This window comes from Kitasatospora sp. NPDC004615 (assembly GCF_042873545.1).
Lineage (GTDB): Bacteria > Actinomycetota > Actinomycetes > Streptomycetales > Streptomycetaceae > Kitasatospora.
On the sequence record NZ_JBIALQ010000003.1, the window covers coordinates 495,182 to 509,617 of the forward strand.

Annotated in this window: 11 protein-coding genes and 1 tRNA gene; 4 read left to right on the forward strand and 8 right to left on the reverse strand. The window is 71.1% G+C overall.

Features of this window, described 5'->3' with window-relative positions; all coding sequences use genetic code 11:
* Both ACFYS8_RS13585 and ACFYS8_RS13590 read left to right on the forward strand, forming a co-directional pair.
* The gene (locus ACFYS8_RS13585) at positions 1 to 945 is read left to right on the forward strand and encodes a class E sortase (RefSeq protein ID WP_387640081.1); all 945 of its coding nucleotides are present in this window, start codon (positions 1 to 3) and stop codon (positions 943 to 945) included.
* An 18-nt stretch (positions 946 to 963) separates the two neighbouring features.
* Positions 964 to 1,698 carry a class E sortase gene (locus ACFYS8_RS13590; protein WP_387640084.1) on the forward strand — a complete coding sequence of 245 codons (735 nt, stop codon included), beginning with the start codon at positions 964 to 966 and terminating at the stop codon, positions 1,696 to 1,698.
* Positions 1,699 to 1,766: 68 nt separating this feature from the next.
* Here ACFYS8_RS13590 and pknB read toward each other — a convergent pair whose 3' ends face one another.
* From pknB to ACFYS8_RS13620, 6 genes are all read right to left on the reverse strand, one after another.
* Entirely contained in the window at positions 1,767 to 3,776 is a 2,010-nt protein-coding gene (gene pknB, locus ACFYS8_RS13595; protein WP_387640087.1) for a Stk1 family PASTA domain-containing Ser/Thr kinase, read from the reverse strand.
* 293 nt (positions 3,777 to 4,069) lie between these two features.
* Complete coding sequence (locus tag ACFYS8_RS13600; RefSeq protein ID WP_387640090.1) at positions 4,070 to 5,524, reverse strand: peptidoglycan D,D-transpeptidase FtsI family protein; 1,455 nt, start codon at positions 5,522 to 5,524, stop codon at positions 4,070 to 4,072.
* Positions 5,521 to 7,014 (reverse strand): FtsW/RodA/SpoVE family cell cycle protein, encoded by a 1,494-nt coding sequence (locus ACFYS8_RS13605; protein WP_387640093.1) that lies wholly within the window; start codon positions 7,012 to 7,014, stop codon positions 5,521 to 5,523. Before ACFYS8_RS13605 ends, ACFYS8_RS13600 begins: the two co-directional genes overlap by 4 nt.
* 31 nt (positions 7,015 to 7,045) lie before the next feature.
* Complete coding sequence (locus ACFYS8_RS13610) at positions 7,046 to 8,563, reverse strand: protein phosphatase 2C domain-containing protein (RefSeq protein ID WP_387640095.1); 1,518 nt, start codon at positions 8,561 to 8,563, stop codon at positions 7,046 to 7,048.
* Positions 8,564 to 8,608: 45 nt separating this feature from the next.
* On the reverse strand, positions 8,609 to 9,133 hold the full coding sequence (locus ACFYS8_RS13615) for an FHA domain-containing protein (RefSeq protein ID WP_387640098.1): 525 nt from the start codon (positions 9,131 to 9,133) through the stop codon (positions 8,609 to 8,611).
* A gap of 12 nt (positions 9,134 to 9,145) precedes the next feature.
* Entirely contained in the window at positions 9,146 to 10,012 is an 867-nt protein-coding gene (locus ACFYS8_RS13620; protein WP_387640101.1) for an FhaA domain-containing protein, read from the reverse strand.
* 349 nt (positions 10,013 to 10,361) lie between these two features.
* On the opposite strand from ACFYS8_RS13620, the gene ACFYS8_RS13625 reads away from it, so the two are divergent.
* Positions 10,362 to 10,445 (forward strand) — tRNA-Leu (locus ACFYS8_RS13625).
* Positions 10,446 to 10,522: 77 nt separating this feature from the next.
* Here ACFYS8_RS13625 and ACFYS8_RS13630 read toward each other — a convergent pair.
* On the reverse strand, positions 10,523 to 11,713 hold the full coding sequence (locus tag ACFYS8_RS13630) for a sensor histidine kinase (RefSeq protein WP_387640103.1): 1,191 nt from the start codon (positions 11,711 to 11,713) through the stop codon (positions 10,523 to 10,525).
* Positions 11,710 to 12,378 carry a response regulator gene (locus tag ACFYS8_RS13635; protein WP_387640106.1) on the reverse strand — a complete coding sequence of 223 codons (669 nt, stop codon included), beginning with the start codon at positions 12,376 to 12,378 and terminating at the stop codon, positions 11,710 to 11,712. The genes ACFYS8_RS13630 and ACFYS8_RS13635 overlap by 4 nt, the downstream gene beginning before the upstream one ends.
* A 157-nt stretch (positions 12,379 to 12,535) precedes the next feature.
* Here ACFYS8_RS13635 and ACFYS8_RS13640 point away from each other — a divergent pair, with 157 nt between their 5' ends.
* Positions 12,536 to 14,326 carry a phosphatidylglycerol lysyltransferase domain-containing protein gene (locus ACFYS8_RS13640; RefSeq protein ID WP_387640108.1) on the forward strand — a complete coding sequence of 597 codons (1,791 nt, stop codon included), beginning with the start codon at positions 12,536 to 12,538 and terminating at the stop codon, positions 14,324 to 14,326.
* Positions 14,327 to 14,436 lie beyond the last annotated feature (110 nt).

Sequence of the window (14,436 nt, forward strand, 5' to 3'; positions counted from 1 at the left end):
GTGACCACCGTGCGCCCGGAGCGGGGCGTTCCCGAGGAGATGGACGAGCCGGACGGCTGGGGTGTCTACGAGCCGGCCCCGGAACAGACCCTGCAGCTGCGGCTGCCGCCCGACGAACCGGACCGGGGCGCGATATCCGGGCCGGACGTCCAGGACGGACAGCGGCGTGCCCAGGGGCCGGTGGGCCTGCGGGCGGGCACCGGCCGTCGGCGGGCGTCCGGGCGGGCCGCAGGGCCGCGTCCGAAGCGGCCCAAGGAACGCAAGCGGGTGGTCCTGGCCCGGATGGTGGGGGAGCTGTTCATCACCCTCGGCGTGGTGATGCTGCTGTTCGTCTCCTACCAGCTGTGGTGGACCAACGTGGTGGCCGACAACGCCGCCGACGAAGCGGGCAAGAAGCTGGAACAGCAGTGGGGGCAGCCGGCCGCCCCGCCGGCCGACGGCGCGCCGCCGGCGCCGGCCAAGTTCGAGCCCGGTAAGGGCTTCGCGATCATCCACATCCCGAAGCTGGACCTGAACTACCCGATCGCCGAGGGCACCAACAAGCAGCAGGTGCTCGACAAGGGCCTGGTCGGCCACTACACGGGCACCGCGATGCCCTCCGACCAGTCCGGCAACTTCTCGGTCGCCGCGCACCGCACCACGCACGGCCAGCCGTTCCGGGAGATCGGCAAGCTGGCCCCGGGCGACAAGATCGTGGTGGAGACGGCCACCTCCTACTACACGTACGAGGTCGCGGGCGGCATCCCGGAGACCCCGCCGACCAATGTGACGGTGATTCAGCCGGTGCCCAAGGGATCACCTTTCACCGGACCGGGTCGTTATCTCACGATGACGACATGCACGCCGGAGTTCAGTGCCCGGGGAAGGCTCATCGTCTTTGGCAAGATGGTCGACGAACGGCCGCGGAGCCAGGGCCAGCCGGAGGCGCTGACCGGGCAACACTGAGCAGCGAGGCACGGCACCATGGGCACAGCCAATCTGGGCGGGCGACGGCGCGGACGGGTGGCTGCGGCCCTTGGCCTGATGGGGGAGATGCTGATCACCCTGGGGCTGGTGATGGCGCTGTTCGTCGGGTACTCGCTGTGGTGGACGGACGTGGTGGCCGCCCGGGCCGCCAGCCGGCAGGGGGACAAGCTGCGGCAGAGCTGGAGCGCCCCGGCGGTCACCACGCCCGGGTCCGCCGCCCCGGCCCCCGCCCCGGAGTACGAGGCGGGTGACGGCGTGGGCTTCCTGCACGTGCCGGCGTTCGAGAAGGACGACCAGACCACGCTGATCCGGATGGGCACCAACACGGACGTGCTCAACGAGGGCGTGGCCGGGGTCTACGAGGAGCCGTACCGGTCGGCGATGCCGTGGGACGCCGAGGGCAACTTCACGATGGCGGCGCACCGGGACGGGCACGGCGCGAAGTTCCACGACCTGGACCGGCTCGCCGACGGCGATCCGGTGGTGGTGGAGACCCGGGACGACTGGTACGTGTACAAGGTCGCCGGGACGCTGCAGCAGACCTCCAAGTACAACGTGGGCGTGGTCGCGCCCGTCCCCGAAGGCTCGCCGTTCACCGGCCCGGGCCGGTACCTCACGCTCACCACCTGCACGCCGGTGTACACCTCGCGCTACCGGATGGCGGTGTGGGCGAAGCTGGTCCGGGTGGACCCGATGGACGCCCGCCGCACCCCACCGCCCGAGCTCCGCTGACGCGCCGTCAACACGAAGGGGCCGCACCGTCCGAGGACGGTGCGGCCCCTTTCAGCGTGCGGTGCGGGTCAGGGCGTGCCCGGCTTGTCCGCCAGCTTGAGGTACAGCATCACGACGTCGTCCGGGGTGATCTGCGTCCCGGCGGACGGGGTGAAGTTGATGACGATGGCCTGCGGGTCCTGCGGGCCCACCGGCTGGTACTTCGTGATCCCGGCCGCGGCCAGCGCCTTGATCGCGTCGGAGAGCTTGAGGTTCTGCAGCGGCGGCACGGTCAGCTTGTCGGCCAGCTTGCCGACCGTGATGGTGACCTTGGTGCCCTTGGCGACCTGGCCGCTCTTCGGGTCCTGGCTGATGACCTGGCCGACCTTGGCCTGCTCGGTGGGGCCGACGACCTTGGTGACCACGTTCGCCGACAGGCTGAGGTCGGCGAGCGCCTGGGTCGCGTTGTCCTGGGACTGCCCGACCAGGTTCGGCACGGTGACCTTCTGCTGGCCGGAGGAGACCACCAGGGTGATGGTGGTTCCGGTCGCGGCCTTGCCGGACACCGACTGCGAGACGACCTTGTCCTGCTCGACCTTGTCGTCGGTGCTGTAGTTGACGGTGACCGTGAAACCCTTGCCGGTCAGCGCGGCGTTGGCGGCGTCCTTGGTCTGGCCGACGACGTCGGGGACGTCGACCTGCGCCGGGCCGGAGGACAGGTGCACCGTGATCTTGCCGTTGGTGGCGATCTCGGTGCCCGAGGCCTGCTCCTGGGTGCAGACCTGGTCCTTCTGGATCTTGGTATCGGGGCAGGCGATCGCGTCGCCCGCGACCACGGTGAGCGAACCGTTCTGCGCCTTCGCCGCAGCCTCCGCGTCGGACAGCGTCTTGCCGACCAGGTTCGGGACGGTGGTCTTGGCGTTCGTTCCGCCGGTCTTCACCAGCGACTGCACCACGAAGAACGCGCCGACCAGGACCAGCACCGCCGCGACGGCGAGGATGATCCAGGAGGTGTTGCTCTTCTTCGGCTGCTCCTCGCGCCGCCGGCTGCCGCGGCCCTCGTAGCCGTCGTCGTTGCCGTCCTGGTAGCCGCCGTACTGCGCGGGCTGCTGGTGGCCGACCGGCGGCAGCATGGTGGTGGGGCCGCCCTGCTGGGGCAGCATGTTGGTCTGGCCGTACGGGTCGTACTGCCCGCCCTGGTCGTATCCGTAGCCGCCTGCGCCGGTGCCGTAGGCGGCCTGCTGGGCGGCGGCGACCGGGAGGCCGTCGAGGAAGCGCTCGATGTCGTCGCGCATCTCATCGGCGGACTGGTAGCGGTAGTCGCGCTCCTTGGCGAGCGCCTTCAGCACGATCGCGTCGATCTCCGGGCGCACCTCGGGGTCGTACGCGGACGGCGGGGCGGGCTCCTCGCGGACGTGCTGGTAGGCCACCGCGACGGGGGAGTCGCCGACGAACGGCGGGCGAACCGTGAGCAGTTCGTAGAGCAGGCAGCCGGTCGAGTACAGGTCGGAGCGGGCGTCGACGGTCTCGCCCTTGGCCTGCTCGGGGGAGAGGTACTGGGCGGTGCCGATGACCGCGGAGGTCTGGGTCATCGTCATGCCGGCGTCACCCATCGCGCGGGCGATGCCGAAGTCCATCACCTTGACGTTGCCCTGCCGGGTCAGCATGACGTTGGCGGGCTTGATGTCGCGGTGCACGATGCCGGCGCGGTGCGAGTACGCGAGCGCCTGCAGGATGCCAATGGTCATCTCCAGCGCGCGCTCGGGCAGCAGTCGCCGCCCGGTGTGCAGCAGCTCGCGCAGGGTGGAGCCCTCGACGTACTCCATGACGATGTACGGGATGGAGATCCCGTCGATGTAGTCCTCGCCGGTGTCGTAGACGGCCACGATGGCGGGGTGGTTGAGCGAGGCGGCGGACTGTGCCTCGCGGCGGAAGCGGGCCTGGAACGAGGGGTCGCGGGCCATGTCGGTGCGGAGGGTCTTCACTGCGACCTGGCGGCCGAGCCGGGTGTCGTGGGCGAGGTACACCTCGGCCATGCCACCGCGTCCGAGGACGCCGCCGAGCTCGTACCTGCCGCCTAGGCGACGAGGCTCTTCCATATCTCCGACCCTCTCCCCCACCGGTCGGTGAGGATATGACGTAGTGTCCCCGCACGCTCTGTCTTGACGCGGCCGCCGCCGCGGTGGTTTCACGGTGCCGGCGTCCGCAGTCGATCGCCGCGGACTGGCTGCGGGTACACCCGCTGCTGGCGGATACGCTACCGGGCGAACCTGACCGGCCCCGTACAGGCGGCCACCTGAGACCAGACCGGTATCGACCAGGACCGTCCCATTGTGACAATTCCGGCCACCGATCGAGGATCGATGGCCGGAATGTGACGGATGCGACCGACCTACTTGCCGAGCGCCGCCTGCATCATCGACTTGGCGATCGGCGCGGCCAGCGAGCCGCCGGAGATCTGCTGCGCCTCGCTGGAGCCGTCCTCGACCACCACCGCGACGGCGACCTGCTTGCCGTCCTGGCCCTTGGCGTAGGAGACGAACCAGGCGAACGGCAGGCCGGAGTTGTCCTGGCCGTGCTGGGCGGTGCCGGTCTTGCCGCCGACAGTCACGCCCGGGATCTTCGCGTTCTTGCCGGTGCCGTTCTGCACCACCGACTCCATCAGCTGCTGGAGCTTCTGCGCGGTGGCCGGCGAGACCGCCTGCGACATCTGGCGCTCGGTGTGGGTGGAGATCACGTTCCCGGCCGAGCCCTCCTGGGCGACCAGGTAGGGCTCCATCAGCGAGCCGTTGTTGGCGATCGCCGCCGCCACCATGGCCATCTGCAGCGGGGTGGCCCGGGTGTCGTGCTGGCCGATCGCGTCCATCGCGGTGCCGTCGGGCTTGGAGCCGGACGGGAAGTGACTGGCGTCGGCCCGGACCGGCATGGTCACCTCTTTGTTGAAGCCGAACTTCTCGGCCTGCGCCCGCAGCTTGTCGCCGCCCAGCTCGGCGCCCATCTTGCCGAACACGGTGTTGCAGGAGATGTCCATCGCGTCCTGCACGGAGACGTTCGCGCAGACCTCGCTCGGGCTGGCGTTGATCAGCGCGGTGTTGGTGCCGGGCAGGATGTACTTGTCCGGGGTGTCGGTGAGGTCCGTCGGCTTCTGGTACTTGCCGGTCTCGAACGCGGTCGCCGCGGTGATCAGCTTGAAGGTCGAACCGGGCGGGTAGGTCTCGCGCAGCGCCCGGTTCAGCAGCGGCTTGTTCGGGTCGTTGTTGAGCGCCGTCCAGGCGTCGGCGTCCTGCTGGGTGCCGCCCGCGAAGGTGCCCGGGTCGTACGACGGGGTGGAGACCAGCCCGAGGATCGCCCCGGTCTTCGGGTCGATGGCGACCGCGGCGCCCTTCTTGTTGCCGAGCCCCTCGAAGCCCGCCTTCTGCACCTTGGGGTCGATGGTGGTGACCACGTCGCCGCCCTGCTTGGGCTTGCCGGTCAGCATGTCCAGGGTGTTGCGGAAGAACAGCCGGGAGTCGGTGCCGGAGAGGATGCCGTCCTCCAGCTTCTCCAGCTGGCTGGCGTCGTACGTCTGCGAGGAGTAGCCGGTGACCGGCGCGTACATCGGCCCGTCGTTCCAGGAGCGCTTGTACTTGTAGCGCAGGCCGTTGACGAAGTCGGACTTGGTGACGGCCTGACCGCCGACGATGATGTTGCCGCGCGGGTAGGCGTACTTGTCGTACTTGGTGCGGTCGTTGTGCGGGTTGCTGGCCCACGCCGACGCCTGCACGCCCTGCACCCAGTTCACCCGGAGCATCAGGGCGAGGATCAGGACCAGGCAGAAGATCGACACCCGGCGGATCGGCTTGTTCACGAGGTCGCTCCCCTGCTCTCGTCCGGTGCGCCCGGGCCGGCGGCCCCGAGCCGCTCCGGTCCGGCCGGTTCCGGGATGGCGGCGGCCGGTTCGACGGCCGGCCGGCGGGCGGTGTCGCTGATCTTCAGCAGGATGGCGATCAGGGCCCAGTTCGCCACCACGGAGGATCCGCCCTGGGCGAGGAACGGCATGGTCATACCGGTCAGCGGGATCAGGCCGGTGACGCCGCCGGCGACCACGAACACCTGCAGCGCGAACGCCGAGCTCAGGCCGACCGCCAGCAGCTTGCCGAACGGGTCGCGGGCCGCCAGCGCGGTGCGCAGACCGCGCTGCACCACCAGGCCGTAGATCATGAACAGCGCCATCAGGCCGGCCAGGCCCAGCTCCTCGCCGAACGAGCCGAGGATGAAGTCGCTCTTCGCCGCGAACTGGATCAGCCAGCTGCGGCCCTGCCCCAGCCCGGTGCCGAGGGTGCCGCCCGAGCCGAGCGACATCAGGGTCTGCCCGATCTGCTCCGAGGACTGGGCGGGCGGCTTCGGCGCGAACGCCGCCATCGGGTCGAGCCAGGCGTTGATGCGGGTCTTCACGTGCGACTCGGTGGAGGCCACCACGGCCGCGCCGCCCAGCGACATGGTCAGACCGAAGACGATCCAGCTGGTGCGCTCGGTGGCGACGTACAGCATCACCACGAACAGGCCGAAGAACAGGAAGGAGGTGCCCAGGTCGGTCTCGAACACCAGGATCAGGATCGACAGCAGCCAGACCACCACGATCGGGCCCAGGTCGCGCCCACGGGGCAGGTACAGGCCCATGAACTTGCGGCTGGCCAGCGCCAGGGCGTCCTTCTTGACCATCAGGAAACCGGCGAAGAACACCGTCAGGATGATCTTGGCGAACTCGCCGGGCTGGATCGAGAACGAGCCGAAGCGGATCCAGATCTTCGCGCCGAAGTCCTCCGGCCGGGACGGGAAGAAGGCCGGCGCGGCCAGCAGCACCAGCGCCACCACCATCGAGATGTAGGTGTAGCGCTGCAGGATCCGGTGGTCCTTCAGCAGGATCACCACGCCGATGAACATCGCCACGCCGAGCGCGGACCACATCAGCTGGTTCCCGGCCGCCGGGAAGTTGTTGCGCAGCAGCTTGCCGGCCTTGTCGAGCCGCCAGATCATCACCACGCCGAGCCCGTTCAGCAGCGTCGCCAGCGGCAGCAGCAGCGGGTCGGCGTACGGCGCGAACCGCCGCACCGCCAGGTGCGCGCCCAGCGCCAGTACGCCCATGCCGAGGCCGAACTTCAGCATGCCGACGGGCAGGCTGCCGTCCATCGCCAGGCCGACGTTGGCGTACGCCAGCATCGGGATCGCCAGGGCGAAGCCCAGCATCAGGAGTTCGGTGTTGCGCCGGTTCGGGGTGTCGCCCGCCGAGGACCGGCCGACGGCACGGCGCCGCCCGGTGCCGGGCGTGCTGCCGCTGCTCACGTCGAATGTGCTCATGCCTGTGAAAACCCCCGGGTTCGCCCGCGGCCTACTGCCCGGCGCAGGACACCGCGAGCTGCTGCTCCTGCTCGGTCAACGGCGGGGCGGACGGCGTGGCGTCCCCGGTGGACGGGGCGGCCTTGGACTCGGCGACCTTCTTGCAGACCTCGGCCTGCGTGCGCAACGTCTCGACCTGCTTCCGGGCGTCGTCGAGGCTGGCGGCCTGGATGTTCTTGGAGACCTGGTCGCGCTGGAACGCGGGCAGGTACTTCAGCTCCACGTCGTACTGCTGGTAGACCGAGCTGAGCTTCAGTCCGGCCAGGTTCTGGTCGAGGCCGCGGTAGACGGCGAGCCGGCCGTTCTCGGCGCCGACGTAGTACTGGCTCTGGTTCCACTGCCAGGCGAAGAAACCGCCACCGCCGAGCACCGCGAGCACCAGCACGCCGATCAGGGTGAACTTCAGGCCGCGCTTCTTCTTGCGCCGGCTCGGCGGGGCATCGCCCTCGTACGGGTCGTGGCCGCCGTACTCGCCGCCGTCGCCGGACGGGAAGCCCGCCGGGTCGGCGTAGCCGCCGGGCTGGTCGTAGCCGCCCTGGTAGCCCTCGGCGGGGCCGAAATCGCCGGCCGGGGCGCCGTAGCCGGGCTGCTGGTCGTAGCCGCCGTGGTAGCCCTCGGCGGGCCCGAAGGCGCCCTGCGGGGGCTGCGGCGTGCGGCCGAGGCCGGCCGCGCGACCGGCGGGGGTGTCCAGCAGGTGCGGGTCGTGCATCGGGTGCGGCTGGGTGTCGGCGACCGCGCCGACCACCTCGGGGGCCTGGGTGACCTGGCCGCTGAGGGTGTCGGTGGCGCCGACGTCGATCACGTCGGCGACGATGCAGGTGATGTTGTCCGGGCCGCCGCCGCGCAGCGCCAGCTGGATCAGCTCCTGGACGGTCTGCTGCGGCGCGTAGTAGCTGCCGAGCGTCTCCTCCAGGGTCTGGTGGCTGACCGGGCCGGACAGGCCGTCGGAGCAGATCAGGTAGCGGTCACCGGCCCGGACCTCGCGGATCGACAGGTCGGGCTCGACCTGGCCGCGGCCGTCCAGGGCGCGCATCAGCAGCGAGCGCTGCGGGTGGGTCTCGGCCTCCTCGGCGGTGATCCGGCCCTCGTCGACCAGTCGCTGCACCCAGGTGTGGTCCTGGGTGATCTGGTCGAGCCGACCGTCCCGCAGCAGGTAGGCGCGGGAGTCGCCGATGTGCACCTGGCCCATCCGGTGGCCGTCCCACAGCAGCGCGGTCAGGGTGCAGCCCATGCCCTCCAGCTGCGGGTCCTGCTCGACCATCTGCCGCAGCCGGTCGTTGGCGGTCTGCACCGCGTCGCCCAGCAGGGTCAGCAGGTCGGCGCCGGGGTGTTCCTCGTCGAGACGGACGATCGACCCCAGCACCTCGGAGGAGGCGACCTCACCGGCCGCCGCCCCGCCCATGCCGTCGGCCACCGCGAGCAGCCGCGGCCCGGCATAGCCGGAGTCCTCGTTCCCCTCGCGGATCAGGCCCTTGTGCGAGCCGGCGGCGAAGCGCAGCACGAGACTCATGCTGTCCGGGCCCTCCTTCGGGTGGAGCTGGTCCTCATGCGCTGACTACTTCCGCAGCTCGATGACGGTCCTGCCGATTCGGATCGGCATCCCGATCTGGAGCGGCGTCGGCGTGGTCAGCCGCTGTCGGTCCAGATAGGTGCCGTTTGTGGAGCCTAGATCCTCGACGGTCCACTGCCCAGCCTGATCCGGGTAGATCCTGGCGTGACGGGAGGACGCGTAGTCGTCGTCCAGGACGATCGTGGAGTCGTGCGCCCGGCCGAGCGTGACGGTCTGGCCGTGCAGCGCGACGGTGGTGCCGGCCAGCGAGCCCTGGGTGACCACCAGGTGCGTGGGCTGGCCGCGGCGCTGCCGGGCCTGCTGCTGCTGGGCGGCGGCCGGCTGCCCCTGCGGCGGGCGGCCCGCACCGGGCGCGGCGGGGGCACTGGGCGTCGCGGCCCGGTGCCCGGAGCGCGCGGCGCCCTTGGTGGTGAACAGGTCGCTGCGGATCACCTGCACGGCGACGATGACGAACAGCCAGAGCACGGCGAGGAAGCCCAGCCGCATGACCGTCAGGGTCAGATCAGACATACCGGCCCGCTTCTACCCTTCGACCTGTCGGTAGACGATGGTGGTCGACCCCAGGACGATCCGGGAGCCGTCGCGGAGCGTAGCGCGCTGGGTGTGCTGTCCGTCCACCACGATGCCGTTGGTGGAGCCGAGGTCCATCACCATCGCGGGCGTTCCGGGGCGGATCTCCGCGTGCTTCCGGGACACTCCGGGGTCGTCGATCCTGATGTCGGCCTCGGTGGAGCGGCCCAGTACGACCGCGTTCTGGGTGATCTGGTGCCGGGCGCCGTTCACCTCGATCCAGCGCCGGGTGCCGGCGCCGCCGTGGCCCGCGCCGGGGAACGGCCGCACGTTGTTGCCGGGGGCCGGCGGGGCGGGCGGCATCGCGGGCGGGGCGGAGGGCGGCGGCGGAGCGCCGTACGGGGCGCCGGTGCCCTGCTGCCAGGGCGCGCCGGGAGCCGGCGGCGTCGGCGGGCGGCCGTAGCCGGGCGGGGCGGCGGGCGGCGCGGGCGGCCGCTGCGGCTCCTCGGCCGTCAGCGTGCGGCTGCGCACCCGGTACAGGCCGGTGTCCAGATCGTCGGCCTTCTCCAGGGCGACCTGGAGCGGGCCCATGAAGGTGTACCGCTGCGCCTCGGCGTACTCGCGGACCATGCCCGCCAGCTCGGTGCCGAGCTGGCCGGCGTAGGGGCTGAGCCGCTCGTGGTCGTGCGGGCTGAGTTCGACGATGAAGTCGTTCGGGACCACCGTGCGGTCCCGGTTCCAGATGCTGGCGTTGTTGTCGCACTCGCGCTGCAGGGCGCCGGCGATCTCCACCGGCTGGACCTCGGACTTGAACACCTTCGCGAAGGTGCCGTTCACGAGACCTTCGAGTCGCTGCTCGAACTTTTTCAGGACTCCCACGGGGCACCCCCTCTCAGGGCTCGGTCGGGCCGGCTCGTCGGCTGGAAAGCGGTACTTCCGTACTGATCGTATCCACGCCCGGCCCTTCCGTACGGTTCCCCGGCCAGGTCGCGCCCGGAGGGTACCCACTGGGGGCTCCGCTCACCCGTTCGGACCGGGTCGGGTTGCAGTCCGGTGGGAGCGGTGCGGGGGGCCCTCCGGAATGGATTCGCAGGTGGGGCTCGGAGCGTGCTAATGTTTTCCATGTCGGAAGGGGCGCCCGCAAGGGAGCCGAACGGAAGACCCGGAGAGATGCGCTAAGCTTCTCGAAGAGTCGAAAGAGCGACAAGCTCCCGAAGACAACACCCATGCGCGGGTGGCGGAATAGGCAGACGCGCTGGATTCAGGTTCCAGTGCCCGAAAGGGCGTGGGGGTTCAACTCCCCCCTCGCGCACAGCGAAGCCCCGCAGATCTCAGGATCTGCGGGGCTTTTTGTTGTTCCCGTGCCCCCGGGGGAATTCCCGGTGCTTTTCAGGCGGGCAGTACGGCGTGCAGGCTGAAGCCGCCGTCGGGGGTCGGGCCGGCGGTGAAGGTGCCGCCGAGCAGGGCGGCGCGCTCGCGCAGGCCGATCAGGCCGTGGCCGCCGCCGGGTAGCGGGGCGGCGGTGGGGCGGCCGGCCGGCGGGCCGTTGCGGACCTCGACGTGGAGTTTCTCGCCGCGGGCGGCGACCCGGACGGTGACCGGGGCGCCGGGGGCGTGCTTGGTGATGTTGGTGAGGCCCTCCTGGACGGTCCGGTAGGCGGCCCGTTCGACCGCTTCGGGCCAGTCGCGCCGGCCGGGGTCGAGGCGGCGGGTGACGGGCAGGCCGCTGCCGTCGATCAGCCGGGGCAGGTCGGCGAGGGTCGGCTGCGGGGCGAGCGGGGTGCCGTTGCCGACGCCGGCGGTACGCAGCACGCCGACCATCTGACGCAGTTCGTCCAGGGTGCGGACGGAGAGCTCGCGGATGGTCCGGGCGCCGTCCCGGGAGGCCGGGTCGGTGCTGGCGACCTGGATGGCCCCGGCCTGGATGGAGATCAGGCTGACCTGGTGGGAGACCACGTCGTGCATTTCGCGGGCCAGCCGGGCGCGTTCCGCGGTCAGCACCCGCTCGGCGATCAGCCGGCTCTCGCGCCGGCGGCCCTTGGTGAGTTCGGTGACGCGTTCGGCGAGCTCGCGGCGGGTGCGGGTGAGCATGCCGAGCGCGGCCGGTCCGGCGCCGAGCATCGCGGACTGGATGGCGTACAGCGCGTTGTCCCGGCTGAGTGCGAGCAGGTCGGGAGAGAACGGCCAGTGGAAGAACTCGACCAGGGCGAAGGAAACGGCGCAGGTGACCGGGATCCGCGGCTTCGGGTAGGCCGCGGCGACCGCGTACACGGCGGTGAGCGGAGCCAGCCAGATTTCGTTGAAGAACGCCGCGGGCAGGGTGAGCAGGGCCACCGGCAGCGGGTGGCGGCGGCGGCCGAGCAGGGCGACCACGGACAGCGCGGACAGCGCGAGCTGCCAGGGTGCGGAGCCCTTGGCGACCAGTGCGGAGTCCACCGCGGCGGCCGCCACCGGGATCAGCAGCGTGGTGCGGGGGGAACGCAGCCAGGCCCAGCGGCGCGGGGCCTCGGCCTCGGCCTCGGCGGGAGCGTCGGTGTCCGCGTCGGCGTCGGGTACGGCCGTCGCGTCGGCGGAGGTCACTCCCCGTCCCGGGGTTCGCGGACCAGGCCGGCGCGGTGCGCGATGACGGCGGCCTGGACCCGGTTGGCGGCGCCGAGCTTGGCCAGGATGGCGCTGATGTGGTCCTTGACGGTGCCGGTGCCGAGGAACAGCCGGTCGGCTATCTCGGCGTTGGAGAGGCCTTCGCCGAGCAGCGCCAGCACGTCGAGTTCGCGGCCGGTGAGCCGGTGGGTGAGGGCGGTGGCGGTGAGGTCGGGGCCGCCGCCGTCGACGTAGCCGCTGATCACGGTGCGGGCGACGGACGGGGAGAGCACGCTGCCGCCGGACGCGAGCACCCGGACGGCGTGCACCAGCTGTTCGGGGGCGGTGTCCTTGAGCAGGAACCCGGCGGCGCCGGCCCGCAGCGCGGTGCCGATGTACTCGTCGGTGTCGAAGGTGGTGAGCATGGCGACGACGGGCGGGTCGGGCAGCGCGCGCAGGCGGCGCAGCACGCTGATGCCGTCCAGGTCGGGCATCCGGACGTCGAGCAGCACCACCTGCGGGGCGAGTGCCCGGGTCTGCTGCTCGGCCTGGCCGCCGGAGCAGCCGCCGACCACTTCGAGGTCGGGTGCGGAGCCGACGATCAGGCCGAGCCCGGAGCGGACCAGCACCTCGTCGTCCACGATCAGGACCCGGGTCGGCGGCATGTCTCTCCCTGGTGACGGGCTTGCACCCCCGCCGATCGGCGGGGGTGGGAATCCGCTACCGGATTCACGCAATTCTCATCTTCGCTGGGCAACCATGGAAATCGGGGTGAAGTGCGCAGACCGCGCGCGGATGCGCCCCGTAGTTCGATCGTCTGGAATGGTTGCTGTGTCCACTGTGAAGACGCCTGCCTCGGCCGTGTCCCCCGCCCGCGGCGAGGGGCCGGGGGCGCAGACGCGCTGGCGCCGGCGGGCTGCCGCCTCGACCGTCTGGTACCTGCGGCTGGTGGCGCTGCTGAACCTGGTGGCGGTGCTGTCGGTGCCGTTCCGGAACCAGGTGGAGCGGCACAACGAGGGGCAGTTCTTCACGCCGTACCTGGTGACCGCCGGGTTGACCGCGGCGGTGCTGTCGCTGTTCCTGGCGGTGGCGATGCGCCGCCGCAAGCGGGCGGCGTGGATCTTCAACACCGGCGCGGCGGGGCTGACGTTCGCCGTCTTCGTGGTGGCGATGGTGTGGGGGAAGCACTTCACGTCCCACCCGCTGAACTGGTTCTCGATGGTGCTGACCGGCCTGTTCCTGGTGGCGCTACTGGTCTCGCGCCGGGAGTTCCCTTCCAAGGGCGACCGGTCCAACCCGAAGACCGCGGTGGCCGCGGGCGTCGGCGGCGTGCTGCTCGGCGGCCTGATCGGGTCGGTGCTGGTGCAGCTGACCAACCACATCAGCGGGGCGGGCTTCGGCACCCGGTTCAGCTACTCCGTGCACCGGATGATCACCGTGACGCCGTCGGCGAAGGTGGCCGACGTGGTCTCCGTGCCGACCTGGGTGAACTTTGCGATCAACGTGATGGGCGCGGTGCTGTTCCTGGCCGTGGTGTACGTGACGTTCCGTTCGCCGCGCGGCGAGGAACTGCAGAGCGACGAGGACGAGCAGAAGCTGCGCGAGCTGCTGGACCGGCAGGGCGAGCGGGACTCGCTGGGCTACTTCGCGCTGCGCCGGGACAAGGCGGTGATCTTCTCGCCGAGCGGGAAGGCCGCGATCGCCTACCGGGTGGTCGGCGGCGTGACGCTGGCCTCCGGCGACCCGATCGGCGACCCGGAGGCCTGGCCGGGCGCGATCGACGCCTGGCTGGCGGAGGCCCGCGAGCACGCCTGGGTGCCGGCCGTGATGGGCGCCTCCGAGGAGGCCGGCGTGATCTACGCCCGGCACGGTCTGGACGCGCTGGAGCTGGGCGACGAGGCGATCGTCGAGCTGGACGAGTTCTCGCTGGACGGCCGGGCGATGCGGGTGGTCCGGCAGGCCTACAACCGGGTCAAGCGGGCCGGGTACACGGTGCGGATCCGCCGCCACGAGGACATTCCCGAGGCGGAGATGGCCGAGCTGGTGGCGAAGGCCGACCACTGGCGGGACGGCGCGACCGAGCGCGGCTTCTCGATGGCGCTGGGCCGGCTCGGAGACCCGGGCGACGGGCGCTGCGTGATGCTGGAGTGCTTCGACGGGGAGGGCGAGCTGCGGGCGCTGCTGAGCTTCGTGCCGTGGGGCGCGCACGGCCTTTCGCTGGACCTTATGCGGCGCGACCGGGACAGCGAGAACGGCCTGATGGAGTTCATGGTGATCGAACTCCTGCAGCGCGCGAAGGAAGTCCAGCTGGAACGGGTGTCGCTGAACTTCGCCATGTTCCGGTCGGTTTTCGAGCGCGGTTCCAAGTTGGGTGCCGGCCCGGTGCTGCGGCTGTGGCGTTCGGTGCTGGGATTCTTCTCCCGCTGGTGGCAGATCGAGTCTCTCTACCGGGCGAATGCGAAATACCGGCCGATCTGGGAGCCGCGTTATCTGCTCTTCGAGAAGAGCGGCGAGATTCCCCGGATCGGCCTCGCCTCGGCCCGTGCGGAGGGTTTCATCACGGTGCCGAGCATGCCGGCGCTGTTCCGCCGCAGGCACGTCGGCCAGAGCTGAGTTCACGGGCTTCCCGGCCCGCTGGGGCCGGGGACGGTGGTCCCTCCGCCGGGGGGCGGAGTGGGCCGGGGAAATCAGACCCCGGTATGACACGAGCAGGCTTCGAAGCT